Source organism: Lysobacterales bacterium (assembly GCA_016721845.1).
In the GTDB taxonomy this organism is placed as follows: Bacteria; Pseudomonadota; Gammaproteobacteria; order Xanthomonadales; family Ahniellaceae; genus JADKHK01.
Window position 1 is genome coordinate 1,948,975 of record JADKHK010000013.1, and the last position, 26,975, is coordinate 1,975,949.

The window sequence follows — 26,975 nt, forward strand, 5'->3', positions numbered from 1 at the left end:
TCGCTTGAGCATTCACGCAGCATCTTTGTCCGGATCGTTTCGCTTGTCCTTGTCCTTGTCCTTTTCCTTGTCCTTGTTCTTGCCCTTGCGCGGCTTGTCGCCGGCGTCGGCTTTCTGATCTGCTTCGGCGTCCGCGTCAGCCTCAGTCTTGCTGTCCGCGGCCGCGGGCAGCGGCGATTGTGCTGCCGCTTCGCGCTCCCTAGCCGCGCGCTTGACCGCTGCCGCGGCCTGCTGTTCGCTCGCCGTCAGGCGCTGCGTCTCGCGACGCTCACGTGCCTGTTGCTGCTCCAGCGCCTGCTGCTGTTTCAGGTCTAGCGCGTCCTTTTGTTGCTGCTCGCGTTGCTGTTGCTGCTGCAGTTCGACACCTCGCTGGCGTTCGATTTCGGCATCACGCTTTGTGTCGTCGGCCTGACGTTGGCGCTCGGCCTGCTGTTCGACCTGTTCGACCTGACGTGCGCGTTGCTTCTCGTTCTTTTGCGCCTGCGCCTCGTCCTGGCGTTGGCGCTCGCGTTGCTGCTGTTGCTGCTCACGCGCACGCTGCGCCTCACCCTGCTGCTTCTGCACCGCGCTCTGGTGTTCGCTCTCGGCTCGTGCGCTTTCGACCGACTTCAATTCGCGCGCCGCTGCCTGATCGCCGGCCGCCTTTTCGCGCGCGGACTTGTCGCCCGCCGCCTGATTGGCGTCACCGCGTGCACGATCGGACTGGACGCGGCCACGGCGCTCGTCGTCGGCGGGCGCCGAACGATCGAGTGCCGGCAAAGCCGTGGTCGGTGTGGTCGCTTTCGCGCCGTCGCTGGTACGACGCGTCGAACCGGCTTCGCGCGCATTCAGTGCGGCACGCTGGTCGCGGATCACGCGGATCTGCTGCGACGTCTGCAGCGCCTTGGTGTGGCCTGCGTCCGGACGCGATTCGAGCGGACGGCCCGGGTTGCGCTTCAGATCACGCTCGCGCTCGGCGAACGAAGCTTCACGCGGCGGCGGCGTGTTGCGTGCCAGGACACTGCGTTCCAGCGCGGCGCGCGAAGGTCGCACGTCGCTCGCCTTGGCCGCGCCGAACACGCTGCGCTGGCTCGGTGCGACCGACGCAATGCGCGAGATCTCGCCGCTGCTGAGCGCACGTCGATCGATGGTCATCGCGGCCTCGCGCACCGGACGCGCATTCGTGAACACCTCGCCCGGCACCGCGGTCACGGCACCGGCAATGGCGCGGTTGACGTAGCCGCTCTGGGTCACGACGTTGTTGCCGCTGGCGAAGTTGTTGTAGATGTTCGTGATTGTGGTGTTGTTGATCACCGTGTTGTTGACGTTGACGCGGGTGAAGTAGTCGCGGCTCGCGCGGTAGCTCGGCACGTAGGCCTCGCGTGGTCCGAGCGGGAACCAGCCGACCGGGGCACGGTCACCGAACGACAGCGACAGGCTCCAGTTGCGGCCGCCGACGAAAGCGACCAGCGCCGGCGCATAGATCGCCCGAACATTGCGCGGACCCGGGATCCAGCCCCAGCGATTCGAGACGTGCACCCAGCGCCCGTAATGCGACGGCGCGAAGCCCCAGGGTGCATTGTCGACCCAGGTCCAACCCCATGGTTCCTGCCACGCCCAGTGGCCATCGCGATACGGTGCCCAGTCGCGCCCGACGTCATTCGGAAACCAGACGTTGCCGTAGTTTCCGACTCGGCTCCAGCGGCCGTATTCGTCGAGGTCGCTGTAGCCGATGACATCGTCGGACAGATAGTTCAGGGACTCCGAGCGATCGAGGCGGCGGTCGCGATTGACGCAGTAGCGGTCGAAGTCGTCGGCACGCGGCAGGCCGTACGCCTGATGGTCACGCAAGTCGGTGTCGTAAAAGCGTACGCTGTCGCCGCCGCGCATCGGGAAGTTGGCACCGTCGCCGTAAGCAATGCCGGCCCCCTGCCAGACCACGATTGTGGTCTGGTTGTCATAGGGATCGACGTCGATGCGGTAACGCCCGGCACGTTGGATGACGAAGGCCAGCGTCGGTGTAGCGATCTCGATCGACTGCCCGCGGTAAAGGCGGCGCACACCCACATCGATCGTGCCCTCGCTGACTTCAAGCTGGGCGATGCGATCGTTCAGGTCAAGGATCTGGAAGCTGGTCTCCCCATCGAGCCGGATCGCGGCGCTGCCGAGTTGCAGTTCCAGGCGCGCGCCCTGCTCGGTCCACAGGCGGTCGCCGCTGGTCAGCGGGCGATTGCGCTGGACCTGCAGCCATTCGTCCTCACCCGCGGGCGAGTGGCTGACGTCGCCGCGCACGTCGCTCAGCCGCGCCACCCGCCCGGACGGGTCGGCGAACGCGGCGCGTGCCGGCAGTACGAAACACAGACCGACCAGCAGCGTGCCGGTCAGTACAAGCAGTCGGTGGGACAGGGACATGACGTTCTCCTTCAAGCGCTTACCTGAAATGACGAGCACGCCGGCGGTGTTCCTTTCCGGCGCAGCCCATCGGGCGAGTTCATGAATGACGCTTCGCGGAAGCCGGAGTGCATGCGGCGAATGCACGCTCATGTCCGTCCGCGTCGGCCCAGCAGCAGCGAGACGACGAACAGGACGATGAAGACCAGGAACAGGATCTTTGCGATGCCGACGGCAGAGCCGGCGATGCCGCCGAAGCCGAGGACGCCGGCGATCAGCGCGATGAACAAGAAGACGACGGCGTAGTACAGCATGAGGTTTGCTCCGTTGCGGTGGCCAGCCCTGTGGCCATGGACCGGGCTGGAGCCTATGCCCGCCGCGAACGGCGGTCGGTACGGCAACACACACTGGCATTCGCCCCGCCAGCAACGCGGCGATGTCCGGCCCGGCGTGCGCAAGCGCACCGACGGCGCAATCCAGCGCGCGCAAGCTCTCCGGCGAACCCACGGAGAACGTCATGCGCAACACCTTGCTCCAATCCGCAATGCTCGCCGCCGCAGCGCTCACGCTGGGCGGGTGCGCGAGCCAGCCGCGCTACGCACAGTCGGGGCATAGCGACGACGGTCGCTACGACTCGCGCTACGAACAATCGCGCCACGATGAGCGCTGCAACCAATGCGGCGCGATTGCCAACATCGAACAGGTCTGGATCGACGACCGTCATGTCGGCGGCGGCACTCTGCTCGGCGTCATCATCGGCGGCGCAATCGGCAACCAGGTCGGCTCCGGCGACGGACGCCGCGCAGCGACTGCGGCCGGCGCGATTGCCGGCGGCGTGATCGGTCACGAAGCGGAGAAGAACCACCGCGATCAGCAGCGCGGCTACCGCATCGAAGTGCGCCTCGACGACGGCCGCTACGGCCATGTCGTACAGCTGCAGGATCCGCAACTGCGCATCGGTGATCGTGTCGTCATCCGCGACGAGCGCGTCTACGCGCTGCGTTGAATTTGATGCCGACGCTGCGCCCGGGCAAGGTTCGCAGCGCCGGTGCATCACCCGCCGCGCGTCACGGTGACGGCTTGAAGCTCAGGCGCGCACGCGCTTCGGGAAACCGACCATGCGCCGCAAGTCTTCGTCCCAGAGTTTCAGCTGCGCGCACCTCAGGCTGGTCCACAAGGTCAGGCGGGGCGACAGCTGCAGCAGCGGGCTGGATTCGAAGGCCTCGCGCAAACGGTAGTTCGGAATCCGGCTGGCGAGATGGTGGATGTGGTGGTAGCCGATGTTGCCGGTGAACCAGTGCATCACCTGCGGCAGGTCGAAATGCGACGAACCACGGATCGCCGCCTGGGTCGCGTCCCATTCTTCCTTGCGCGCCCAGTAGCTGGTCTCGAAATTGTGCTGCACGTAGAACAGCCAGACGCCGCCGGCACCCGCGATCAGCACCACCGGCAGATGCACCATGAACACGGTATGCCAGCCGATCAGATAGCCGAGCACGCCGCCGCACAACAGCAGCAAGCCGTTGTTGACCCACACGCTGGCCCATTCCTTCTTCCACGAGAACGGCATGTCGAAGGGGAAGCGGTGCTTGATCACGAACTGGTAGGCCGGGCCGATCACCAGCAACACGAAGGTGCTGCGATAGAAGCGATAAGCGAAGCGCTTGCTCCAGGACAGCGCCTGATATTCCGCGACCGTCAGCGTTTCCATGTCGCCGACGCCGCGACGATCGAGATTGCCGGAACTGCCGTGGTGGATGTTGTGCGTCTTGCGCCAATAGCCGTAAGGGAACAGCGTGATCAGCCCGAGCACGCCGCCGACGATGTTGTTCGCACGTTCGGACTTGAAGAACGAGCCATGGCCGCAATCGTGCTGCACGATGAACATGCGCACGTACAAGCCCGCAGTCGGCAAGGCCAGCAGCAGCACCCAACCATAGTTCCAGTCATGGGTGACGCCATAGGCCATCAGCGCCCACAGCGTGATGAACAGCGGCACGGTATTGATCAACTGCCAAAGCGCACGACCGAAGTGCGGCTTCGCATAGACGGCACAGAGCTGGCGCAATTGCGCGGCACTGGTCGGAAGCGAGGTCGGATGGGCCAAGGGAATTCTCCTGTGAAGGCGGGCATTGTCGGGGCCTGGGCGGCGGCGCGCAAATTCAATCGTTCGCTTCAATGATTCTTCACCGCCGATGTGACGAACCGTGGTCAGCGCGACAACACGTCCATGATCTCGGGCGGGCAACTGTATTTGGCCTGATCCAGCAGGGGCGTGCCGTCGTGCGTGGTCACGTCCGGATCGGCACCGAGCCCGCGCAGGTACTCGATGATCGCCTTCAGTCCGGCCGCAGCCGGCGGAATGCCGCAATAGTTCACCGCGACCACGATCGGAACCGGCGGCGTCCCTTGCATCTGCGGATAACGCACCGGCAACTGCACATTGCCGGCGTTCACGAGTTTCTTCACTGCGGCGACATCCCCCTTGGCGACGGCCGCATACAAGGAAGCACCGTCCGCGCCCTTGCCCGCGGATCGCTCGACGGCAGCTGCAGCGACCGCCGGGGCGACCGAAGCGGCCGGTGCCGCGACGCCGCGGGCATCGCGCTCGCGCCACGCCGGCTCGATGCGCGTCAAGGCCGCTTCCGCCGCCTGCACCACGCGCGGGTCAGCGTGATGGCGTTCGGCCCGGACGCTGCCCGCAGCAGGCGCGGCGCGCGCCCACATCGATTCGAGGCTGCCGAGAAACACGACCTTGGCCTCGACGTAGGTATTCGATGCCAGCCACGCAGCGATCAGGCGTGCGCGCTCGCCGTCGTCGGCGACGATGTAGCTGCTGTCGTTGCGGCAAGCCTTGAAGGCCTCGTCGACATCATGCGTTTTCAGGATCGGCGTGCAGACCTGTTCCCAGTGTTTGCGCGCCACTGCATGAACGCTGGCGAGGCCATCGCGATCGGAGGTGTCCGCGGCATCCGCGAGGATCTCGATTGCGCGCACGCGATCTTCCGCATCGGCCGCCGCATCGTTCGCCAATGCGGCCAGTTCCGGCAAGCCGTGCGCGCTGCGCCCCGCCGCATCGGACAGGGCCGACAGCGCGACCCGACGCATGTCGCGATCGGCCAGCAAGCGCGCCGCCTTCGGCGCCCAGCGCTCGAGCGACGCCGCATCGCGCTGGTCGCCGAGCAAGTCCCAGGCGCGCTCGCGCGTGTCGGGATAGGCGTTGTCGGTGTAACGCAGCAAGGTGTCGGTCCAGCCTTCCGGCTTTGGATCGAACTGCGCGAGCAACTTGAGCAGGTACGGCATCGCCGGCGGTGTCACATCAAGCGAACGCGACAGTGGCGCAATCAAGCCGCGGTCCTGGGTCGCGACCAGTTTCGCCAAGGCCTTTTCGCCGAGTTCGACATTGTCGTCCGAGCCACCGCGTTCCTCGGCCTCGACTGCATCGAGGTAATAGTCGACAAGGTACGGCAGCAGTGGCGGCGCCGGATCGATCCCGACCAGGCCGCGCGCCGCGAGGAAGCCGACGTAACCGCGCACGCCATTCGCCAACACGCTACGGCGGGCGGCGGCCAGTTCGGATTCCGGCACATCCATCGTCGCCAACGCACCGGCCGCATTCATCGCGACCGCGGCATCGGCATCGGCGAGCGCGCTACGCAACGCCGGCTGGGTCGACACGAACGCCTCGGGCTTGCGCGATGCCTGTTCCCAGAGTTGTTCCGCGGCGGCGAGTCGTACGACCGGGTCGGCATCGGCCAGGTGCTTCGCCAGCAACGGCGCGGTCTGCGCCGCGAAATCGGGGCCGAGCCGTCCGGCCGCTTCCACTTGCTTCGCCGGCGTGCCGCGCTCCAGGTCGCGCAGCGCATCCTGATTCTGCTTGGCGATGAACTTTGCGGCGAAATCATCGGCCGTCGCCGGATGGGCCGCAGCCAGCAGGACGAACACGAACAGCGAACGGACCAGCATGGGCGGACTCCGGCAACGTTGATCGGTGCCGGAACGATAGCGCAGGCTCAGTGCGTTTGCCGTTCGGCCAGCATCGCGACGAATTCGGAGGCGAAGCGATGCGCATCGCCCGGCCAGCGCGCCGACAGCCAGTTGCCGTCACGAACGACGAAACCCGGGGTCAGGTCACTCGTCGAATCGCGGCGCAGGCTGCGCGGACCGGGATCGAACTGCGAGACGTGGGCGAGCGCGTCGGTAACCTCGTCCTCGACCCACTGCAGATAGGTGCGGTAATAGTCCCCGAGCCACAGGCAGGTGAGCATCCACGCCGAGCGTTCCATCGATTTCGGCAATGCCGTGGTTCGACGATTGAACAGCAAGGACTCGCCGTCCGGCCCGAGTGCCCGTGCCGCGACCAGCACGCCGTGGCAGATCGCGGCAACCGGCTTGCCGGCGAGCAGCAATTCGGCGGTCTTCTGCTGCAGGTCGACCGATTCCAGATACGGCCGCACCGCCGGTGCGTGACCACCCGGCAACAACAGCGCGTCGAAGGCCCCTGACAGTGCCGCCTTCCAATCGATCGGATTGCGGAACTCGGGACTCTGCGCCATCGCCGCATAGGCGACGCGCGCGTCCTGGTTCGCCATCAGCAGCGACTTGAACGGCCCGAAGCCACGCCCGCTGATCAGGCGCGGATCGCATTCGCCAGGCAGTCCGTCCTGGGTCGCGAACACCACTTCATGACCGGCGGTTCGCAGGTACTTCCACGGAATCGCCGACTCGCTCGGATCGAAATCGTCATTCGGGATCGCGATCAATACCCGCGCCATCGCCGCACCTCAGCCACCGTTGCGGCGATGCTATCGGAAGCGCATGCCGGCCGTTCAGCCGGCCGGTGTTGCCGACTCCGGCGTGGCAACGACCGTGCTGCCACGCTGGTAAACGATGCGCTTGGTACCGCCATCGCAGCTGCCGACGATCTTGCCGTTCGCATCGGCCTCGGCGGCAGCATCGATGATCGTCAGCGTGAAGACCGGCACACCCTTCGCCTTGATCTTCGCATCGATCTCCGATTGCAGTTCTTCGCAAGGCTTGCGCGCGGCCACCGGCAGTGCGCAAGCCAACAGGGTGGACAGGATCAGCAGGCGCTGGACAGTCATGGCGATACGCTCAGGTCGTCGAGGGGCCTGCAGTCTCGCTGCCGACCGGGCCGCAGCCATGGCCGATTCGGGCGTTTTCACGGCCGCGCTGACACCGACCTGGCGCCTCGGCGGCTTCGCCTAGTCGGCCCCGATGCGTTCGAGCGCCGTTGTCGCCGAATTCAGGGTCGGATCCAGCGCCAGCGCTTTCTCGTAGTGACGCCTGGCCGCCGCCCGGTCGCCGGCAAGCAGACTGGCTTCGCCGAGACTGTCCCAGGCATTGCCGGACGCCGGGAACAGCTGAGTCACCAGCGCCAGCACCTGCACGGCAGCCGGATAGCGCTTCTGCCCGATCAGTCGGTAACCCTGCGTGTTCAGATAGGCCTCGGAAGCGACGACATCGCCGGACGCCGCGAGCTTGCGATAGTCATCGACGACACTGGCATCGTCCGCGTACACGCGTTCGCGCAACGACCGCTCATTGTCGCGATAGCGTGTATGCGATTCACGACGGCCATCCGGATAGACGAAGGACAGCTGCGCGACATCGGCGGCATCACGGCCGAGTTCGATGCTCAGGCCGGTCGTCGTCGCGACAAAACGACCGTCGCCGACCGGCGTCAGGAACAGCGCTTCCTCGCCGCCGTATTCGAACGAGAGGTCGTCACCGGCTGCGTTGACCCGAATGAATTGCTCGGCGTTGTAGGGATACCGACCGGGCAGGTCGGCGCGCTGCGCCGCGGTCATCGGCACCCGCTTCTCGGTGCGATAGCCCGGCCAGCCGAACTCGAACGCGACGGCGCGACGCAGCTCCTGCATCAGGGCCGGCTGATTCGCGTTGATCATGATGGCGACGCCGTTGCCCTCGCGGTTCGCGAGCAGATGCGAACTGAAGCCTTCATTCCAGCCGTCATGGCCGAAATAGGCCACGCCATTCTCGTGCACGATGCCGAAGCCGAGTGCGTAATGGTCCGGGCCAGGATCGCGCAACATGCGCTCGGTCGTGTCGCGGCCGAGCAGGCGACTCTCGCCCTGCACGGCCTTCTGCACATCGATGGCGAAGCGCGCGAGATCGGCGGGCGTGGTCCACAAGCCGGCCGCGGCCGACTCCGGATGCACCTTGCGCTTGCCCGGAACGTCCCGGCCATCGGCCAATACGCCTGCAGCGGCGCGCTTCATCCGCCGCGCGGACAACGGGTACTCGAACGTGCTGTCGCGCATGCCGACGGGTTTCAGCACCTCGCGACGCATCAGTTCCGGGAAGGAACGGCCCGCGACATCGCTCATCACGGTCTGCGCAATCGTGTAGCCGCCGCCGGAGTAACGGAAGCCGAGCCCGGGTGCCTGTTCGACCCGCACCGCCGGGCTGTTCGCCGGTGGCTGCCCGTCGAGGATCTGCACGATGCTCGGCAGCGCTTTGCCGCTGTCATAGCCGAGAAAGCCGTGCACGCCGAGTCCGCCGGTGTGGCTGAGCAGATGCGCCAGCGTGACCGGCCGGGCGCGCGTGGCGTAGGTCTCGGGAATCTTCCAGGACGTGAGCGACGCATTCACCGGCGAATCGAGACGCAGTTGGCCGCGCTCGACCATGCGCATCGCAGCGAATGCCGTCACCGCCTTGCTGATCGACGCCGCCTGCATCAGCGTGTCGGTGCGCATCGGCTGACGCGTCTGACGATCGGCCAGACCATGGGCGCGGGTCGCGACGACGCGCCCGTTTTCGATGATTGCGAACGACAGGCCGGGCACGCCGTAATGCGTCATGCGTTCGGCCAGTGTCCAGTGCTCACCGCCTTCCAGGCTGATGGGCGGACGCAGGTCGCGTTCGATGCGGTCGATCCGGGCATCCATCGACTCCGCGGCACCGGCGTGCATGGACGCAGCGAACAGGCAGACGATCAGGCCGAGGCTGCGGGTCATGGGCGACTCCTTGTGCGTGGGTCGCGGATCATCGCCACGTTTGCACGCGGACACCACTGCCGAAGGACCCGGGCTGGCCGCATCCGGACGAACTGCGTATCGTCGCGGCATCCGACTTGAACGGAGCTCCGTGATGCGCCCGATTCTGCGAGTGTTCCTGCTGTCGTTCTCGATCCTGCTCACGGGTTGCGGGCAACCCAGCGACGTCCTCGATTGTTCCGGCACCGGCACCGCGCGTGGCCATCACGAAGAAGCCAACAGCGGCAAGCTCGACTTCAAGCACGCGGTGGCGTTCGCGCTCGGCGACGGCTACACCGTGCTCTTCACCGATGACCCGACGCTGGCCGAATTGATGCGCAACAGTCCGGCACCCGAGCACGAGGCCGCACTGGCGGGGTCGATGTTCAACCGCCTGCTGGTCGGCTTCCGCTTCGATGCTGCGGGACAACTGACCGAACACCTGACGCTCGGCAACAGCACCTCCAGCGGTACCGACGGCAGTGATCGCGGCGCGATGACCGCGGACACCGACGGCTGCGCGCGAGGCGACGTCCGCCGCAAGTACTACGGCAACGCCTATTTCGCGGTTCCGCTGGCGCATCCGGAACGACGCGGCGCCGAATTGGCCGTCGAATACGGCACCGACTCCAGTGCAACGATAGCGGCCGCCTCCGACGACGACCCGATCGCACGCTGGACAACGGCACACGAGCGACTGACGAACCTGCATCCGGTCACCGCCGTGCAGGCGATGGGATTCAGCGCCTCGGCCGCGACCGTGCTCGCCGCCGACCCGCGCACCCAGGACGTACTCGAGCGCGTGCGCACGCAATGCGTCGATCCGGCCCAGGCGACGCTCAACGAATACGGTGAAGTCGTTGGCCCTTCCATCTCGCACCATGGCAACGTGTTCCAATCCACCGTCGTCACGGAAACATCGGGCAGCGGTGAATTCCTCGCCAACTGCTATGTCATGCATCGCAACGACGAAGCCCTGGAACAGTGCTGGCCGCTGCGGACCGACTGCAGCAAGGTGCCGCGCTACCAGGCCGAGCACTGAATCGCCGCGAACTCAGCGCAACGCAAGCACGGCAATCACCGGAACAATCAATATTGCGATGACACCCAAGCAGCCACTTCGTTTGTGGCGGCCTCGATTGCGTTCACGATATTGATGCTCCATGACTGGAATGCGATCTTTCAGCTGCTGTCCGTGCTTCGATTGCGCGTCAAGGGACCATCCCTCGGACTTCCCTTCAGCGCTGGACGTCGTCGCCGAATCAGGTCGCGCGTCAATCCATTTCTTGTGACAGCCATTGCAATAAATGCGACGCGACCCTTTCTCCCATGCAACGATCGTGCGTCGCGAGTGATTGAACTGCTTTGAGCACTTTGCACAAGTGAAGCGAACGTCTTGAGGCCCGGAATATTCGGATTTCTTGAAGTCGATTTTCGTGCGCCCCAAGGACCGGCTGAGCACGAGGACAACTGAAACCACTATTAGTAGCGGGCCAAGCAGCCATTCAATAGGCATCTCGAATACGTCCATAATAATCGTCCCTGTCGAATGCCTAATCGACGATGGGAGTACCCGCGCGCTGGGTTGCCAACCAGCGCGTGACCTTCGCATCGAGCACATCCAGCGGCAGCGAGCCGTCTTCGAGCACGGCGCGGTGGAATTCGCGTGGATCGAAGCGGTCGCCGAGTGCCTTCATCGCGCGCTGGCGCAATTCCTGGAGCTTGAGTTCGCCGATCTTGTAGGCGAGCGCCTGGCCCGGCATGGCGATGTAGCGTTCGACTTCGATGGTCGCATTGGTTTCGCTGATGGCCGAGGTGTTGCGCATCTGCGCGATCGCCTGTTCGCGGGTCCAGCCTTTCGCGTGCAGGCCGGTATCGACGACAAGTCGGTTCGCGCGCCAGATCTCGGCGGCGAGGCGACCAAAGTATTGATACGGATCGGTGTAGACGCCGACGTCGCGGCCGAGCGATTCCGCGTACAGGCCCCAGCCTTCGGCGAAGGCGGTTTCGCCGCCGAAACGGCGGAACGCCGGCAGACCGGCGAGTTCCTGCTGCAACGCGATCTGGAAGTGATGACCCGGAATCGCCTCGTGCAGAAAGATGCTTTCGGTCTCCCAGGTGCGGCGCGAGGGCAGATTGAACGCGTTGGCATAGAACACGCCGGGACGGGTGCCGTCCTGGCTCGGCCCCTGGTACGACGCCGCCGGAGCGCTGGCGGCGCGGAAGGGCTCGACCAGCTTCACCTCGAAGCCGGCCTTTGGCAGCAACGAGAACTGCAAGGGAATGTTCGGCTCGATGCGGCCACGCAGCGCGTTGTATTGATCGAGCACATCCTGCTCGTTCTTGAACGCGAAACGCGCATCCTCGTTCATGAACTTGAAGAAGGCCTGCAAGTCGCCCGCGAAACCGACTTGTGCCCGCACCTTGTCGAACTCGGCGGTGATGCGCGCCACTTCGTTGAGTCCGATCTGGTGGATGTTCTCGGGCGTGAGGTCGGTGGTCGTGTAGCGCTTCGCCAGCTCGGCGTACCAGGCGGCGCCGTTCGGCAGCGCCGACAGACCGACCGATGTGCGCGAGGCCGGCAAATAGTCGTCGCGCAGGAAATCGCGCAGGCGCACGAAAGCCGGCAGCAACTGCGTGCCGATCAGATCGCGATAGGCGGCGGTCAGGCGCTCGCGATCCGCCGCCCCGAAGCTCTCGGGCATCTTCGCGACCACGCCCCACATCAACGTGTCTTCGGGCTTCTCCTTGATCAGCGCATCGAACTGCGGAATCGTCTTCTCGACCAGCACGCGTGGCTGCACCACGCCGGCCTGCATGCCCGCGCGCAGGTTCACGATGGTCTGATCGAAGATCGGCACGAAGGCGATGCCACGCTTCAGCCACGCCTCGTAGTCGGCCACGGTCGCGAACGGCTGGCCACGCGAACCGGCACCCAGCTGCGCGACCGTCGCGGCCGGATTGCCGAGTTGACTCAGCGCCAGCATCCAATCCGGATACTGCGCCATCGCGATCGCGCGCTCGCGCTGCGACACGAAGATGTCGCGACTGAGCTTCGCCTGTGCGTCGAGCGACGCCGCATCGACGGCTTGCACGCGCGCCAGCCATTCCCGGTCCAGGCGTTCGCTCTCGGCGCGGAATTCGGGTGTCAGGGTGTTGGTCAGTTCGCCGTGGTAGCGCGCGTCGCCGAGCGCGGTCGCACGCAACGGGTTGCGCTTGAGCTGTTCCTCCCAGTACGCGGCATACAGCGATTCAAGCTGCGCGGCCGCGGAAATCCCGGCCGAGGGAATCGCATCGGCCTGCGGTCGCGTCGCCCTGGTCGCACAGCCCGCCATGAGTGCCACCGCCACCACAATCGCCAGCATCTGCTTCATCGTTCGCACTCCGTGATTGATTCCGATGTGTATACGTTCATCGACCCGTCGCGCGCAAATCCGATCAGACGCATTCCGCAACGCTTCGCCCCATCGATCGCGGCGGAGGTCGGTGCCGACAGCGCGACCAGGGTGCCGACCCCGGACGTCGCCGCCTTGTGCACCAGCTCGTAGGAGGCTCGCGAACTGACGATGACGTAGCCGTTGCGCGCATCGATACCGGCGCGCACCAATGCGCCGACCAGTTTGTCGACAGCGTTGTGACGACCGACATCCTCGCGCATGACCCGCACCCCGACCGCGTCGCACCAGGCCGCGGCATGGGCGCCACCGGTCCTGGCATTGAGCGATTGCAGCGACGGAAACCGGCACAAGGCCTCCGCGATCGACCGTGCATCGAAGGCCGCCGGAACGACCTGCGGCAGCGGTCGCAACGCCTGCTGCAACGCTTCGCTGCCGCACAGGCCGCAGGCACTGCTGCCGAGCGTGCGGCGCGCATGTTGCGCCAAGGTATCGAAGCGGACCTGCGGGATCGCGAGTTCGAGCACGAGACCACCCTCGCGCGGCACGACCTCGATGAAGCGCAATTCGTCCGCGGTGGCGACGATGCCTTCATGCAGGGAAAACCCGAGCGCGTAGTCTTCAAGCTCGGTGGGCGTCGCCATCATCACCGCATGGCCGACCCCGTTGTAGCTGAATGCGATCGCCACCTCCTCGACGACCGCGTCCTGGTCGGCACGCACGCCGCCACCGCGCAGCCGCAGCAACGCGACGGATCGCGAACCCGGAACCGCCGTTGCGCTCATGACGAGCGCGTGCCCACGGCGCTGCGCGTCAATCGCACCGGAATCGATTTCGAGGTCGGGGTGCCGGCGCGTTCGGCGACGCTGCCAAGCGGCACCAGCGGATTCGTCTCCGGGAAATAGCTCGCGAGATTGCCGCGCGGAATATCGTATTCGACCAGAGTGAACCCGCTGACCGAACGTTCGCCATCGTGCCAGTACGAGTGCAGGTCGACGCAGTCACCGGCACTGAAACCCAGCATTGCCAGATCCTCGCGGTGGATGAACACCACGCGTCGCAGGCCGCGCACGCCGCGATAGCGATCATCGAGGCCGTAGACCGTGGTGTTGTACTGGTCATGCGAACGCACGGTCATCAGCCGGAACGGCGCCGCGGGATCCGGCGTGCCATCGCGCAGCGGCTGCGGCACCAGCAATGCGCGCCCGCTGACCGTCGGAAAGCGTCGCTCACGCGCTGGATGCGGCAGGTGGAAGCCGCCGGGATGGCGCACACGGGCATTGAAATCGTCGAAGCCGGGCACGACGCGGGCGATGCGATCGCGGATGCGGTCGTAGTGCGCGATCAGCTCGCGCCATGGCGTCTTCGATGCCGGCAGTGTCGCGCAGGCGAGCCGCGCGACGATGGCCGGTTCCGACAACAAATGCTCCGATGCCGGCGCGCGGATGCCGGCGGAGAGATGCACCATGCTCATCGAATCTTCGACCGTGACGGCCTGCCGGCCTTCGGCCTGTTCGTCGAATTCGCTGCGCCCGAGACAAGGCAGGATCAACGCCTCGCGACCGTGCACCAGATGAGACCGATTGAGCTTGGTCGAGACGTGCACCGTCAGGTCGCATCGACGCAGTGCTTCAGCCGTGCGCAGCGTATCCGGCGTGGCAGCCGCGAAGTTGCCGCCCATCGCGAAGAACACGCGCGCCTCGCCCGTCGCCATCGCATCGATCGCGGCGACGACATCGAAGCCTGGCGGTCGCGGCGGCGCGAATCCGAACTCGGCGCCGAGACGGTCCAAAAATTCCGGCGCGGGCTTCTCGTAGATGCCCATGGTGCGGTCGCCTTGCACATTCGAATGGCCACGCACCGGACACGGCCCGGCACCCGGCTTGCCGATATTCCCGCGTAGCAGCAGCAGGTTCATCAGCATCTGGATGGTCGCAACGCTACGGCGATGCTGGGTGATGCCCATGCCCCAGCAGACGATGGTCGCCGGGCTATCGATGTAGACCTGCGCAGCATCATCAATGGCCGCGCGCGACAGTCCGCTGTCGGCTTCGATGTCCGCCCAGTTCGCAGCCAGCACGGATTCGCGCAAGGCGTCAAAGCCGTCGCAGCATTGCGTGATGAAGTCGTGGTCGATGGCATCGCGTTCAAGCACGATCTTCGCGAGGCCGATGAGCAAGGCGAGATCGCCGCCGATACGCGGCTGAAAATAGCGTGATGCGATCTCGGTCTGGGTGCCGAGCAGCATGTCCGACGGCGATTGCGGATGCGCGAAGCGCTCCAGGCCGCGTTCGCGGAGCGGATTGAACACGACGATGCGGCAACCGCGCTTCGCCGCCGCGCGCAGTTCGCCGAGCATGCGCGGATGGTTGGTGCCGGGGTTCTGCCCGAACACGAAGATTGCCTCGGCCTGCTCGAAGTCCTCCAGCGTGACCGAGCCCTTGCCGCTGCCGATCTGTTCGGTCAAGGCCACCCCCGAGGCCTCGTGACAGAGGTTCGAACAGTCCGGCAGGTTGTTGGTGCCGAACTCGCGGATGAAGAGTTGGTAGAGAAACGCCGCCTCGTTCGACGTACGCCCCGAGGTGTAGAACACCGCACGATCGGGCGAATCGAGGGCGTTCAGTCGGGCAGCGACCAATGCGAAGGCCTCGTCCCAGAGGACCGGCACGTATCGATCACTTGTGGCGTCGTAGCGCATCGGCTCGGTCAGGCGGCCCTGCGCCTCCAGCCAGAAATCGTCCTGCCCCGACAGTTGCGTCACCGTGTGTTGCGCAAAGAAATCACGGGTGAGGCGCTTCGCGGTCGCCTCCGCGGCCACCGCCTTGACGCCGTTCTCGCAGAACTCGAAGGTCGAATTTGGGTTGCGATCCGGCCAGGCGCATCCCGGACAGTCGAAACCGTGATCCTGGTTGGTGCGCAGCATCGCGCGCGCACCGGCACCGACGATGCCTTCATCGCGCAGCGCCTGGTATGAACGCTTCAGCGAATCCCAGCCGCCGGCGGCCTTGTCGTAGCGTTTGATGACAGGATCGGACATGCACCGATGCTAGCGCGCAGTCCGCCTGCAACGACACGCGGCCGGACGAGCCGGCCGCGTGCGCCCCCTGTTCCCGCGTCTCCTATTCGAAGCCATCCTTCAGCAGCACGTCGCTGATGCGCACGTCGCCGTTGCCGGACCGACCATGCGGACGCCGCCATGGACCCACGCGACCGACCGGCGGCACGATGCCCGACTGCGTCACCGAGTACGGCGCATAGACCACGCGCGCACGCCAGCGCTGCAGGCTACCGAAGGCCAGGCCACCGGTTTCCGCCGCGAGGCTCGTACCCCCCGCACTGACGCCCAGATCCGTCCAGGACGGCGAGCGTGTCATCTCGCATTCCGGCGCACCGAATGCCTTGCCGGTCGGACAGGATTCGACTTCCAGCTTGCCGCGTTCGCGCGCTCGCGGACTGTGGCCCGCCATCCCGACGAGGTAGCCGTCACCGTCGCCGCTTCGGTTCCACGCGTCGATCGAACCGAACGGCAGCGGGCGGTACGTCTGCGCTGCCACCGGCCGACCGGCGCCCTGATGCGTGAAGACGAACACGCCGCCCTCGTCGCTCTGGCCGTTCGCGAAAGTGAATGCACCACCCGCAACATCGATGTCGCCGTCGCCATCGAAATCGCCGGACGCGATCGCTGCGCCCAGCCGCGAGAATCCCGCCGCCTGAGTCAAGTTGCGATCGGCGACCGTATCGAACGGACCCGCACCGCCGAGGTACAACTGGATCAAGCCCGCGGCCGAGGTGCCGCCGTTGGCCCACATCGGCGCTCCGACCCAGAGATCGGCAAAACCGTCCCCATTCACGTCGCCGGCCGCGGCAACGGCTGCCCCCAGGGTGCCCAGGCCGAAGGTGGACGTGACCCGGAGCGTTGCCGCCGGATTCGTCCCGGGATTGATTGCCCCCAGGAATACGTAGGCGGCGCCCTGGTCTTGCTGGGTGTCGTCCTCGTTGAATGCACCGGCCACGACATCGTCGAAGCCGTCGCCATTGACGTCACCGCCCCCTGCCACCGCCGAGCCCATGCGCCCGTCGGTCTGGGTGCCGATGTAGGCGCGATCCACCACCGTATCGACGGTCTGACCGCCGAACCACACATACACGGCGCCGGCATTGGCGTTCCCCGCGGCATCGAGTCCAATCGCCCCCGCAGCCATGTCGGCGTAGCCATCGCCATTGATGTCGCCGATGCCGGCCACGCTGTAGCCCAGATACGCTGAGCCCTGGTTCACGTCGAAGATCGCGTCGGCATCGCCGTTCATCGACGTGCCGCCGAGGAACAGGAACATCGCGCCTTCGTCCGTGCTGCCGTTGTCATAGAAGCGCGAACCGACCAGCAGGTCGCCCAATCCGTCCCCGTTCACGTCGCCCGCGAATGCGACGCTGTAGCCGAATTCGGCGCTGAGCTGGTTCGACTCCATGGCCACGTCAGGTGTCGTGTCGAATGCGCCGGCACCACCGAAGTAGATGTGCACCATGCCTTCGGAACCGCTGCCATTGGAGCGTCTGGGCGAGCCGACGATGACGTCCGCGACCCCGTCGCCATTGACGTCACCGGTGGCGACGCTGCCGCCGAACTGGCCATTGGCCACGCCGGTCTCGAGGTTCACGCCGGGCACGGCGCTCAAGCCGGCCGCACTGCCGAAGTGCAGACTCACGCGGCCAGCGCTGGTGGCGGTGGCGTTCCAGGTCGGCTGCCCGACCAACAGGTCGGCATAGCCGTCACCGTTCACGTCACCCGTCGCGACACTCGATCCGGCTTGCGCGTTGACCTGGTTGTACTCGATCGTCACGTCGCTGCTGGTGTCCATCAATCGACCCTCGGCGCGGTAGCCGAAGACCAGTCCGCCCGCGGCGAAGGTGCCGGTGGCACCGGGAAGTCCGGCCACGAGTTCGCTGCGCCCGTCGCCATCGTGATCGATCAATGCCAGACCCATGCCCATGCCGGCGTCGGCGCGATTGCTTTCCGGAGACGCGAACGGCATCGGCATCAAGCCCGTCGGCGATCCCAGATAGACGTAGACCCGACCTTCGCCGACCTGGCCGTTCGCGAACAGGGGCGAGGCGACGGCGACATCGCCGAACCCGTCGCCGTCGATGTCGCCGGCACCCGCAACGCGCAGCCCGAACTGGGCGCCTGCGATATCGCCCTGCACGGACAGATCGGCCACGGTGTCGAATGCGCCACTGCCACCGAAGTAGACATGGACGACGCCTTCGTCGACCTGACCATCGTCGAACAAGGGTGCCCCGACGACGATGTCGCCGTAGCCATCGCCGTTGACATCGCCGCCCGCCGCGACGGCGCTACCGAGTGCCGCATTGGCCTGGTCGTTCTGCAGATGCGCATCGGTCCCGATATCGAACGCGCCCGCACCCCCGAGGTACAGGAAGGCTGCACCTTCGTTGGTCTGACCCTGGTCGTACTCCATCGCGCCGATCACCACGTCGGCATAACCATCGCCATTCACGTCGCCGACGCCGGCCACGCTGCTGCCCATGCGTGCGCTGGCCTGCGACGAGGTCAGGTTCGCATCGGCCGTGGTGTCGAAGCTGGCGCCGCCGAAATAGATCAGCGCGACGCCGGAATTGGTCGCCCCGCCGTCGTGGCCGATGCCGCCGATCAGGATGTCGGCGTAACCGTCGCCGTTCACGTCGCCGGCGCCGGCGACGCTGCCGCCGAGATACGAGGCGTTCTGATTGGTCTGCAGGACTGCAGACGACGTGGTCGAAATCGTCGGACCACCGAAATAGAGGTAACCGAGGCCCTCGTCGGTCTGGCCGTTGTCGGCGAATTCGGCGCCGACGACGAAGTCGCCGTAACCGTCGCCATTCACGTCGCCGACACCGGCGACGGCCGAGCCGTATCGGGCGCCGGCCTGTGCCGCGGCCACTTGCCAGTCGGGCGTGGCCTCGAAGCCCTCGGCCGAACCGAAGTACAGGAAGGCCGCACCGGCGTTGACGGCGTTGAGGTCACTGCCCGGCGAACCGACCAGCAGGTCGTCGTAGCCATCGCCATTGAGGTCGCCGGCATTGGCGAGGCTGTGGCCGTACTCGGCATCGACCGTGCCGCCTTCGAAGGTGCGATCAGGCACACCGCTGCCAATGGATTTCAGGGTCGGCGCCCCGTCTTCGGCGGAGGCGATGGACGCGGCCAATGAGCCGAGGACGAGAAACAGCAAGGACGTTCGCAACATGAGGACCCCGGGGGACGGTGATGTGATCCTTTGCCGCAGGCCGAATCGGTCCGGCGCATGCGTCGGATCCGCGGCGCGTGTCGGCCGGTGCGGCAAAGGGGTCGCCAGTCTCGGCAACCGCCCGACCCGCGCGCATCCCATGGACAGGTGGGGGCGGCGACCGGCGGCGACGGTGCCCGACGGATGGCCACATCGGTTGCCCGCTCGCCGACTTCAGCCTTAGGCTCGGGCTTCCCCTGCGGTCTGCACGATGCGCCTCGTCCTCAAGCTCGGTTCATCCACGGTCACTCGCGACGGCACGCTCGATGCGCCGCGGCTGATCGATTACGCCCGCGTCATTGCCGCCCTGCGCGACGCCGGCCATTCGGTTGTACTGGTCAGTTCCGGCGCCGTCGCGGCCGGACGCGCGCTGATGCGCGCGCACACGTCCGACCCGGCGGTCATCGGCAAGCAGATGCTCGCGGCCATCGGCCAGCCGCGACTGATGGCCCTGTACGGCGAACTGTTCGGTCACTACGGCATGACCGTCGCGCAGGTGCTGCTGACGCGAGCGGACCTCGACGACCGCCGCCGCTATCTCAATGCCCGCAACACCTTCGAGGCCATGCTCGCGGCCGGCGTGCTGCCGATCGTGAACGAGAACGACACCGTGGCCACGGAAGAAATCCGCGTCGGCGACAACGATCAATTGTCGGCCCTGGTGTCGTCCCTGGTCGATGCGCGCCTGCTGGTGCTGATGACCGACCAGACCGGCCTGTTCGACGCGAACCCGCGCAGTCACCCCGAGGCGACGCTGATCGCGCGCGTCGACGAGGCCGAGATTCCGGCCGCGATCTGGGCCGCGGCGGGCAGCGGTGCCGGCGTTCTCGGCACCGGCGGCATGCAGACCAAACTCAAGGCGGCCGAGATCGCGCGTCGCAATGGTGCCGACGTGGTCATCGCCGATGGTCGACTGCCGCAGCAACTCGCGGCGATCGTGCGGGGCGATGCCATCGGCACGCGCTTCAGCGCCACGGCGCAGGCGCGCGATGCGCGTGGCCGCTACATCCTTGCGGGCCTGCGCGATGGCGTCGGCGTGCGCGTCGATGCCGGCGCGATTGATGCCTTGCGCGGCGGCCGCAGCCTGCTCGGCGTCGGCGTGTGCAGCGTCGATGGCGAATTCGACCGCGGCGATACCGTCGCCGTGCACGATCGGGAAGGCCGCGTGATCGCGCGCGGCATCGCCAATTACGGCGCCAGCGAACTGCGTCGCATCGCCGGCAAGCGCTCGTCCGATGTCGCCACCCTGCTCGGCTACGACTTCGGCCCCGAATTCATCCACCGCGACGATCTGGTGATGTGGTGACCACGACCGACCTGCACACGCTCGCGAGCGCCACGCGCGCCGCGTGGAAGACGCTGAAGCGCAGCAGTCACCCGCAGCGCAATGCCGTCCTCGCCGCCATGGCCGACACGCTGACGGCACGCAGCGCGGTGATCGCCGCGGCGAATGCCGAAGACCTGATCGCGGGCGCGAACGCCGGACTCGATGCCGCGCTGCTCGACCGCCTGCGCCTCGATGCACCGCGCATCGCCGCGCTCGCGGCCGACGTGCGCGCATTGATCGCGCTGCCCGACCCGCTCGCCATGCGTTTCGACGAACGCGTATTGTCGAACGGCCTGAAGCTGCATCGCCGGCGCGTGCCGATCGGCGTGCTCGGCGTGATCTACGAGTCGCGCCCGAACGTGACGATCGATGTCGCCGCACTCGCGATCAAAAGCGGCAATGGCGCGATCTTGCGCGGCGGCAAGGAGTCGCTGCGAACGAACCTGACGTTGATCGATGTCGTGCAGGATGCGTTGATGCAGGCCGGACTGCCGGCGAGCAGCGTCGACCTGATTCGTTCGGCCGATCGTGCGCAGGTGCTCGAACTGCTGAAGCTCGACGCGTTCGTCGACCTGATCATCCCGCGCGGCGGTGCCGCCCTGCATGCCTTCTGCCGCGAACACGCGCGCATGCCGGTGATCACCGGCGGCATCGGCATCTGCCATCTTTATATCGACGAGCACGCCGATCTCGTGCGTGTCATTCCGGTCATCCGCAACGCCAAGGTGCAGCGGCCGACCGTCTGCAACGCGCTCGACAGCGTGCTCGTACACGCGGCGGTCGCGGCGCAGGTGTTGCCGGACCTGGTGCGCACGCTGGCCGCGGATGGCGTCCAGTTCCGGGTCGATCCCGCTTCGCACACGCTGCTCGACACCGCGATCGCGGAAGCGGATGTGCGTGCGCGCATCACCGCGGCCGGTCGCGACGACTTCGACACCGAATGGCTGTCGCTGGTGCTGGGCATCCGGATCGTGGCGGACCTCGACGCGGCCATCGCCCATATCGATGCCCATTCGAGCGGACACTCGGACGGCATTCTCACGGAAGACGGCGAACGCGCCCGCGATTTTCTCGAACGGGTCGACTCTGCCGCCGTCTACTGGAACGCCAGCACTCGCTTCACCGACGGCGGCCAACTCGGCCTCGGCGCCGAAGTCGCGGTCTCGACCCAGCGCATCCACGCGCGCGGGCCGATGGGTCTGGAAGAACTCACCAGCTACAAGTGGGTGGTCGAGGGCGATTACCACGTACGGCGATAGCCGAACTCAATACGTCGCGACCGGCCCGTAGACGCCGACGTAGCCGGTCGCGCAACCGGTGGTGCAGGTCGTCGACAGCATGCGCTGGAGGATCACCCCGGTATTGGTCTTCGCGCGGAAATGGCCGACGCCGTTGGACAGGTCGCCGCCACCGGTCTGATACGGGCTGCCGTCCTGCCAGTTCCAGTCGACCGAACCGGCCGTGGATCCGGCGCCGACCATCAGCTGCGCCTTCACGTTGCTCGCGGTGTTGAACTTGCTCATCAGGTCGCAGCCGGACCAATAGGTGTAGGACGAGCAGCCGACCTGGTCATGGGCACCGGCCGCAATGGTGTAGAACGAGACGCCGGTCGCGAGCGCCGGCAGGGCGCGCAGCGAGCCCGAACCGGAGCCGGTCCATACGTTGTAGTAGCTGACCGAGTAGCCGCCCGGGTAGAAACCGAAGATGTCGCTGTTGTACCAATTCTCCGAGCCGCAGGTGGTCGCGTACGGATTCGCCGCGCCGGTGTACAGGCAGCTGTAGATGCCGCGCAGGCCGCCGGCGATGTTGACGAAGCGGCGCACCTTGCCCCACTTCGCGCCGTAGTCGAGGGCAGCCAGTGCCATCGTCGATCCGAGCGAATGCGCGACGATGTCCACCTTGGTCGCGCCGGTATGCGCCAGCACCTTGTCGATGAAGGTGTTGAGGATCGTGTACTTGCTCGGCTGGTGATAGTTGGACTGTGGCGACGAGCGTTCGCTGCTGCTCAGGTAGGTGACGCCGAACAGTTCGCAGTCCTTGTAGCCGTTGGCCCTGAACTCGTCGTAGACCGAGTTCGGCGGCGGCGTGTAACCGGCGACGGTGGCCGGCGGCATGTCCCAGCTGATGGCGTTGTCGCCATTGCCGTGCAGGAAGATCACCGGCGTCTTGGTCGCGGTGCAGGCAGTCGCGCCTCCGAAGCCGCCGTAACCGACTCCGGGACTGAATCCGCCGGCGTATTGCGTCGCGGTGCCTTGGCAAGTCCAGCCGTTGTTCGCACCACAGGTCAGGGCGGACGCACCGCCCGCCACCATCAGCGCGACCAGCGCCGCACCGGAACGCATCAAGGTATGCATCATCACCTCTCCCAAGGCGTCGCGGGCGAAGGCTTCACCGCGCGATGCAGGGATTGGATCGATGTGCGGATGCACAAGACACTGGACCTTGGTCCGGGGTCGTCGGGCCATGCCAGAATCCGGCGACCTGTTCATAGGATCGACGATGTCCACCACTCCGGTTCCGCAACTCTCGTTCCGCGCCGTCGTGCTCGCGGTGATCCTGGCCACGATCCTTGCCGCCGCGAATACCTATCTCGGCCTGTTCGCTGGCCTGACGATCGCATCCGCGATTCCGGCTGCGGTGGTGTCGATGGCGGTGCTGCGCGCCCTCGGTGGCGGCCACATCCTCGAAAACAACATCGTGCAAACCGGCGCCTCGGCGGGTTCGTCGATCGCGACCGGCGTGATCTTCACCGTGCCGGCCCTGGTCATGCTCGGCTACTGGCAGGACTTCAAGTACGGCTGGGTGCTGGCGATCGCCGGCCTCGGCGGATTGCTCGGCGTGCTGTTCTCGATCCCGCTGCGACGCTCGATGATCATCGAGCAGAACCTCGCCTTTCCCGAAGGCAAGGCCGCCGCGGAAGTACTGAAGGCCGGTGAAGGCCAGGGCGGCGTCAAGGTGCTCGCCTTCGCGGGCCTGCTCGGCGGATTCGGCAAGCTGGCCGCCGCCAGCGGGCTACGCCTGATTCCGGACACCGCCGCGATTTCGTCCTGGGTCGGCAAGGGCGTGGCCTATCTCGGCACCAATCTGTCGCCGGCCTTGCTCGGCGTCGGCTACATCGTCGGCGTGAACATCGGCATCGTCATCGCGGCCGGCGGCGTCATCGCCTGGCACGTTGCCATCCCGGCCTGGCTCGCGTTCTTCCGCGACAGCGACCCTGCGCTCGCGGCCACGGTCGCCGGGCTCGACGCGACCAGCGCCGCCTTCGCCGTGTGGTCCGCGAAGATCCGCTACCTCGGCGTCGGCGCGATGCTGATCGGCGGGCTGTGGACGATCTTCGCGTTGCGCGGCTCCCTGCTGACCGGCATCCGCAGCGGCCTGCAGGCGGCACGTGCCAGCGGCGTCGACACCCGCGCCGAAACCGAGCGCGACGTGCCGATGCGGCTGATGCTGATCGGACTGGTCCTGTTCACGCTGCCCTTGCTGGCGCTGTACCAGGCCATCGTCGGCCAGTGGAGCGTCAGCATTCCGATGACGATCATCATGATCGTCGCCGGCTTCCTGTTCGTGTCGGTGTCGGCCTACATGGCCGGCCTGGTCGGATCATCGAACAACCCGGTCTCGGGCATGACGATCTGTACCATCCTGTTCGCGGCCATCGTGCTGATGCTGATGCTCGGCCGTGATTCCGAGATCGGTCCGATCGCCGCGATCATGATCGGCGCCGTGGTCTGTTCGGCCGCCTGCATCGGCGGCGACAACCTGCAGGACCTGAAATGCGGCCAACTGGTCGGGGCCACGCCATGGAAGCAGCAGGTCATGCTCGGGATCGGCGCGATCTCGTGCGCGCTGGTCATGGCGCCGGTGCTGAACCTGCTGCAGCAGGCCTACGGCATCGGTGCCGCCGATGCCGCCCATCCGAATGCACTCGCGGCACCGCAGGCGACCCTGATCGCGTCGGTCGCGAAAGGCATCTTCGGTGGCCAGTTGCCGTGGACGATGATCGGCATCGGTGCCGCGATCGGCGCCGCCATCATCGCGCTGGACGAAGCCCTGAAGCGCAGCGGCAAGGGCTTCCGCACGCCGGTGCTGGCCTGCGCCGTCGGCATCTACCTGCCGATGGAAATGACGATGCCGATCTTTCTCGGCGGCCTGATCGCCTGGTGCGTGGAACGCCGACTCGGCGTCAAGACCGAGGCCGAGCGCGAACATGCGCACCAGCCCGGCGTGCTGTTTGCGGCCGGCCTGATCACCGGCGAGGCCTTGATGGGCATCGTCATCGCCATTCCGATCGTCGTTTCCGGCCGCGGCGACGTGCTGGCCCTGCCAGCGCAGTGGCAGTTCGGGCAGGGGCTCGGACTCGTCCTGGTCGCCGCCGTGGCTGCGTTCCTGTTCCGCGCCTCGACGCGCCCGCGCCTGAGCTGAGCGCTAACGCGGCCCGGGAAAACTCTCGACGTACTTGATGGTGAAGTCGGGAAAAGACTCGACGATCTGGATCTTGTAGTCCGGGAAGGACTCGACCATCTGCCAGCGCCCGGGCTTGTCCGGGAAGCTTTCGACGACCTGCACGTGCAGGTCGGCGAAGCTGTCGACCACCTTGACCTTGAAGTCCGGGAACGAGGTGACGAACTGGATGCGTCCGTAGATCGTCGCGACATCGGGCTTGCTGTCGGCCAATGTCACTGGGGCGATCAGCAGCAGTGCGACCCAACAGCGAAACCCGATCATCGGACGCTCCATCATGAAGTTGCGCGAGACTACTCCGCCACCACCGCGACCGGTGCGGCCTCGCCCGACAGGGTTTGCGCACGGTTCACGAGTTGCAGGAACTCGCTCTGATAGCCGAATCGGTCGTCGTTGCGCGCGCCGTTCGCGAGTCGGGCGATCTGCGCAAGATCGAACTGGCCGAGATGTTCGCCGCCTCGCAGGCGGTCCGCGAAGGCCGCCACCGCCGCCGCGAATTGCAGACGCGGGCTCGCTTCCGTCGCGATCTCGCTGCGCTTGATCGGGCGTTCGATCAGCGTGCTGGTCTCCGCATCCGGCTGCTTGAAGCGCAACTTGACGAAGGCGAGCTCGTCGCCGGAATGTTTGACCGTCGCATTCGCGCCATAACGCAGCGGATCGACCGATTCGGCGTCGCTGCCGGCCAGCACCACTTCGTAGATCGCGGTGACGTCGTGACCGGCGCCGATCTCGCCGGCATCGATCGCGTCGTTGTTGAAATCCTCGCGCGCCAGCATCCGGTTCTCGTAGCCGATCAAGCGGTATTCGCTGACCACGGCCGGATTGAATTCGATCTGGATCTTCACGTCCTTGGCGATCGTGAACAGGGTGCTGCTCATTTCCTCGACCAGCACCTTGTGGCCTTCGTTCAAGGTGTCGATGTAGGCATGGTTGCCATTGCCGATGTCGGCGAGTTGCTCGCTCAACTCGTCGTTGTAATTGCCCTGTCCGAAGCCGAGCGTGGTCAGCGAAACACCGCTGCGGCGCTGTTCGGCCACCAGGGTCTTCAAGGCTTCCATGTCGACGGTGCCGACGTTGAAATCACCGTCGGTCGCCAGGATGACGCGGTTCACGCCGCCTTCGATATACGCGCGCTTGGCCTGTTGATAGGCGAGTTCGATGCCCGCCGCACCATTGGTCGAACCGCCGGCCGAGAGACGATCGAACGCCGAAAGAATGGTCTCGTGATCGGCGCCCGAAGTCGGCGGCAGCACCAGTCCGGCCGAGCCGGCATAGACGACGATGCTGATGCGGTCCTGCGCGCGCAGCTTCGGCACCATCGCCATGAAGCTCTGCTTGAGCAGGCCGATCTTGTCCGGCGACTCCATCGAACCCGAACTGTCGATCAGGAACACGATGTTCGCGGCCGGGATCTCGGCCGCGGCGATCTCGTAGCCCTTGATCCCGACCAGCATCAGCTGGTGCTTGGGATTCCACGGTGCCGGCGCGACTTCGGTGTGCACGGCGAACGGCGTCTTGCGGTTCGTCGGAGGCGCGTAGGCATAGTCGAAATAGTTGATGAATTCCTCGGCACGCACGGCGTCGCGCGGCGGCAACTGGCCGTCATTCAACATGCGTCGCACGTTCGTGTAGCTGCCGGTGTCGACGTCGATGCTGAAGGTCGAGACCGGCTGCTCGGCGACACGCATGACCGCGTTGTCCTCGTGATCGGCATACTTCTCGGTGTTGATGTCGCCAGCTTGCGGCTGTGCGGCCGGCGCAGCGGCAATGGCGCCGCCGACCGCGGTGGCTTCATTCGTGGCCATGGTCTGTGCGGCCGGACGTGCCAACGATCTGGGCAGCTCGGCCTTCATCTCGGTCGCCGAATCCAGCAGCGGCGGCGCCGGTGGTGCGGGGGGCGGGGGCGGCATCGGCGGTGCCGGCGGCGGCTCGATCTGGGCCACATCGATCGGGTCATCCGCCGAAAGCTTGTCCTGCCTGCCTTCATCGCGCTCCGCGACGGCAGCACGATCATCCTTGCCTGCCTGAGCCTCCTGCTTTTCCTTCGATTTCTCCTGCATCGAGCAGGCGCCGATTCCGAATAACAGGCCGGCGGTGATCGCCAGCGTCAGGGACTTGCGTG

20 protein-coding genes are annotated in these 26,975 nt (G+C 66.2%); 5 read left to right on the forward strand and 15 right to left on the reverse strand.

Annotated elements, in window-relative coordinates; genetic code table 11:
• Positions 1 to 12: 12 nt before the first annotated feature.
• Positions 13 to 2,391: a hypothetical protein gene (locus IPP28_16330; protein ID MBL0042564.1), complete on the reverse strand. Its 2,379-nt coding sequence runs from the start codon at positions 2,389 to 2,391 to the stop codon at positions 13 to 15.
• A gap of 128 nt (positions 2,392 to 2,519) precedes the next feature.
• A complete protein-coding gene (locus tag IPP28_16335) occupies positions 2,520 to 2,684 on the reverse strand; it encodes a DUF1328 domain-containing protein (GenBank protein MBL0042565.1) in 165 nt (54 codons plus the stop codon).
• A gap of 203 nt (positions 2,685 to 2,887) precedes the next feature.
• Here IPP28_16335 and IPP28_16340 point away from each other — a divergent pair, with 203 nt between their 5' ends.
• Positions 2,888 to 3,376, forward strand: a complete 489-nt coding sequence (locus IPP28_16340) for a glycine zipper 2TM domain-containing protein (protein MBL0042566.1) — start codon at positions 2,888 to 2,890, stop codon at positions 3,374 to 3,376.
• An 81-nt stretch (positions 3,377 to 3,457) separates the two neighbouring features.
• Here IPP28_16340 and IPP28_16345 read toward each other — a convergent pair whose 3' ends face one another.
• The 5 genes from IPP28_16345 to IPP28_16365 form a co-directional block, all read right to left on the reverse strand.
• Positions 3,458 to 4,477, reverse strand: a complete 1,020-nt coding sequence (locus tag IPP28_16345; GenBank protein ID MBL0042567.1) for a fatty acid desaturase — start codon at positions 4,475 to 4,477, stop codon at positions 3,458 to 3,460.
• A gap of 104 nt (positions 4,478 to 4,581) precedes the next feature.
• On the reverse strand, positions 4,582 to 6,336 hold the full coding sequence (locus tag IPP28_16350; GenBank protein MBL0042568.1) for a hypothetical protein: 1,755 nt from the start codon (positions 6,334 to 6,336) through the stop codon (positions 4,582 to 4,584).
• A 47-nt stretch (positions 6,337 to 6,383) separates the two neighbouring features.
• Entirely contained in the window at positions 6,384 to 7,145 is a 762-nt protein-coding gene (locus IPP28_16355) for a DJ-1/PfpI family protein (protein ID MBL0042569.1), read from the reverse strand.
• A gap of 54 nt (positions 7,146 to 7,199) precedes the next feature.
• Complete coding sequence (locus IPP28_16360) at positions 7,200 to 7,475, reverse strand: DUF1161 domain-containing protein (protein ID MBL0042570.1); 276 nt, start codon at positions 7,473 to 7,475, stop codon at positions 7,200 to 7,202.
• Positions 7,476 to 7,595: 120 nt separating this feature from the next.
• The gene (locus tag IPP28_16365) at positions 7,596 to 9,371 is read right to left on the reverse strand and encodes a serine hydrolase (GenBank protein MBL0042571.1); all 1,776 of its coding nucleotides are present in this window, start codon (positions 9,369 to 9,371) and stop codon (positions 7,596 to 7,598) included.
• Between the two features lie 133 nt (positions 9,372 to 9,504).
• Between IPP28_16365 and IPP28_16370 the strand changes: the two genes are divergently transcribed.
• Complete coding sequence (locus tag IPP28_16370; protein MBL0042572.1) at positions 9,505 to 10,431, forward strand: hypothetical protein; 927 nt, start codon at positions 9,505 to 9,507, stop codon at positions 10,429 to 10,431.
• 12 nt (positions 10,432 to 10,443) lie between these two features.
• Here IPP28_16370 and IPP28_16375 read toward each other — a convergent pair whose 3' ends face one another.
• From IPP28_16375 to IPP28_16395, 5 genes are all read right to left on the reverse strand, one after another.
• Complete coding sequence (locus IPP28_16375) at positions 10,444 to 10,920, reverse strand: hypothetical protein (GenBank protein MBL0042573.1); 477 nt, start codon at positions 10,918 to 10,920, stop codon at positions 10,444 to 10,446.
• Positions 10,921 to 10,942: 22 nt separating this feature from the next.
• The gene (locus IPP28_16380) at positions 10,943 to 12,763 is read right to left on the reverse strand and encodes a DUF885 domain-containing protein (protein MBL0042574.1); all 1,821 of its coding nucleotides are present in this window, start codon (positions 12,761 to 12,763) and stop codon (positions 10,943 to 10,945) included.
• Complete coding sequence (fdhD, locus tag IPP28_16385) at positions 12,760 to 13,569, reverse strand: formate dehydrogenase accessory sulfurtransferase FdhD (protein ID MBL0042575.1); 810 nt, start codon at positions 13,567 to 13,569, stop codon at positions 12,760 to 12,762. The genes IPP28_16380 and fdhD overlap by 4 nt, the downstream gene beginning before the upstream one ends.
• Complete coding sequence (locus IPP28_16390; GenBank protein MBL0042576.1) at positions 13,566 to 15,821, reverse strand: FdhF/YdeP family oxidoreductase; 2,256 nt, start codon at positions 15,819 to 15,821, stop codon at positions 13,566 to 13,568. The genes fdhD and IPP28_16390 overlap by 4 nt, the downstream gene beginning before the upstream one ends.
• A gap of 82 nt (positions 15,822 to 15,903) precedes the next feature.
• Positions 15,904 to 19,026: an FG-GAP repeat protein gene (locus IPP28_16395; GenBank protein MBL0042577.1), complete on the reverse strand. Its 3,123-nt coding sequence runs from the start codon at positions 19,024 to 19,026 to the stop codon at positions 15,904 to 15,906.
• A 250-nt stretch (positions 19,027 to 19,276) separates the two neighbouring features.
• Here IPP28_16395 and proB point away from each other — a divergent pair, with 250 nt between their 5' ends.
• A complete protein-coding gene (proB, locus tag IPP28_16400) occupies positions 19,277 to 20,371 on the forward strand; it encodes a glutamate 5-kinase (protein MBL0042578.1) in 1,095 nt (364 codons plus the stop codon).
• A gap of 11 nt (positions 20,372 to 20,382) precedes the next feature.
• A complete protein-coding gene (locus IPP28_16405) occupies positions 20,383 to 21,651 on the forward strand; it encodes a glutamate-5-semialdehyde dehydrogenase (protein MBL0042579.1) in 1,269 nt (422 codons plus the stop codon).
• A gap of 6 nt (positions 21,652 to 21,657) precedes the next feature.
• On the opposite strand, the gene IPP28_16410 is transcribed toward IPP28_16405, so the two are convergent.
• Positions 21,658 to 22,857, reverse strand: a complete 1,200-nt coding sequence (locus tag IPP28_16410) for a lipase (protein ID MBL0042580.1) — start codon at positions 22,855 to 22,857, stop codon at positions 21,658 to 21,660.
• A 34-nt stretch (positions 22,858 to 22,891) separates the two neighbouring features.
• Here IPP28_16410 and IPP28_16415 point away from each other — a divergent pair, with 34 nt between their 5' ends.
• On the forward strand, positions 22,892 to 24,814 hold the full coding sequence (locus IPP28_16415; GenBank protein MBL0042581.1) for an oligopeptide transporter, OPT family: 1,923 nt from the start codon (positions 22,892 to 22,894) through the stop codon (positions 24,812 to 24,814).
• Between the two features lie 3 nt (positions 24,815 to 24,817).
• On the opposite strand, the gene IPP28_16420 is transcribed toward IPP28_16415, so the two are convergent.
• Both IPP28_16420 and IPP28_16425 read right to left on the reverse strand, forming a co-directional pair.
• Complete coding sequence (locus IPP28_16420; GenBank protein ID MBL0042582.1) at positions 24,818 to 25,117, reverse strand: hypothetical protein; 300 nt, start codon at positions 25,115 to 25,117, stop codon at positions 24,818 to 24,820.
• A gap of 29 nt (positions 25,118 to 25,146) precedes the next feature.
• Entirely contained in the window at positions 25,147 to 26,763 is a 1,617-nt protein-coding gene (locus tag IPP28_16425; GenBank protein ID MBL0042583.1) for a VWA domain-containing protein, read from the reverse strand.
• Positions 26,764 to 26,975 lie beyond the last annotated feature (212 nt).

Excerpts from the sequence above, each read along its gene's own strand:
- IPP28_16330 (MBL0042564.1), bottom strand. The coding sequence starts at position 2,391 with ATGTCCCTGTCCCACCGACTGCTTGTACTGACCGGCACGCTGCTGGTC.
- IPP28_16335 (MBL0042565.1), bottom strand. The coding sequence starts at position 2,684 with ATGCTGTACTACGCCGTCGTCTTCTTGTTCATCGCGCTGATCGCCGGC.
- IPP28_16340 (MBL0042566.1), top strand. The coding sequence starts at position 2,888 with ATGCGCAACACCTTGCTCCAATCCGCAATGCTCGCCGCCGCAGCGCTC.
- IPP28_16350 (MBL0042568.1), bottom strand. The coding sequence starts at position 6,336 with ATGCTGGTCCGTTCGCTGTTCGTGTTCGTCCTGCTGGCTGCGGCCCAT.
- IPP28_16355 (MBL0042569.1), bottom strand. The coding sequence starts at position 7,145 with ATGGCGCGGGTATTGATCGCGATCCCGAATGACGATTTCGATCCGAGC.
- IPP28_16360 (MBL0042570.1), bottom strand. The coding sequence starts at position 7,475 with ATGACTGTCCAGCGCCTGCTGATCCTGTCCACCCTGTTGGCTTGCGCA.
- IPP28_16365 (MBL0042571.1), bottom strand. The coding sequence starts at position 9,371 with ATGACCCGCAGCCTCGGCCTGATCGTCTGCCTGTTCGCTGCGTCCATG.
- IPP28_16370 (MBL0042572.1), top strand. The coding sequence starts at position 9,505 with ATGCGCCCGATTCTGCGAGTGTTCCTGCTGTCGTTCTCGATCCTGCTC.
- IPP28_16375 (MBL0042573.1), bottom strand. The coding sequence starts at position 10,920 with ATGGACGTATTCGAGATGCCTATTGAATGGCTGCTTGGCCCGCTACTA.
- IPP28_16380 (MBL0042574.1), bottom strand. The coding sequence starts at position 12,763 with ATGAAGCAGATGCTGGCGATTGTGGTGGCGGTGGCACTCATGGCGGGC.
- fdhD (MBL0042575.1), bottom strand. The coding sequence starts at position 13,569 with ATGAGCGCAACGGCGGTTCCGGGTTCGCGATCCGTCGCGTTGCTGCGG.
- IPP28_16390 (MBL0042576.1), bottom strand. The coding sequence starts at position 15,821 with ATGTCCGATCCTGTCATCAAACGCTACGACAAGGCCGCCGGCGGCTGG.
- IPP28_16395 (MBL0042577.1), bottom strand. The coding sequence starts at position 19,026 with ATGTTGCGAACGTCCTTGCTGTTTCTCGTCCTCGGCTCATTGGCCGCG.
- proB (MBL0042578.1), top strand. The coding sequence starts at position 19,277 with ATGCGCCTCGTCCTCAAGCTCGGTTCATCCACGGTCACTCGCGACGGC.
- IPP28_16410 (MBL0042580.1), bottom strand. The coding sequence starts at position 22,857 with ATGGCCCGACGACCCCGGACCAAGGTCCAGTGTCTTGTGCATCCGCAC.
- IPP28_16415 (MBL0042581.1), top strand. The coding sequence starts at position 22,892 with ATGTCCACCACTCCGGTTCCGCAACTCTCGTTCCGCGCCGTCGTGCTC.
- IPP28_16420 (MBL0042582.1), bottom strand. The coding sequence starts at position 25,117 with ATGATCGGGTTTCGCTGTTGGGTCGCACTGCTGCTGATCGCCCCAGTG.
- IPP28_16425 (MBL0042583.1), bottom strand. The coding sequence starts at position 26,763 with ATGCCGCCCCCGCCCCCCGCACCACCGGCGCCGCCGCTGCTGGATTCG.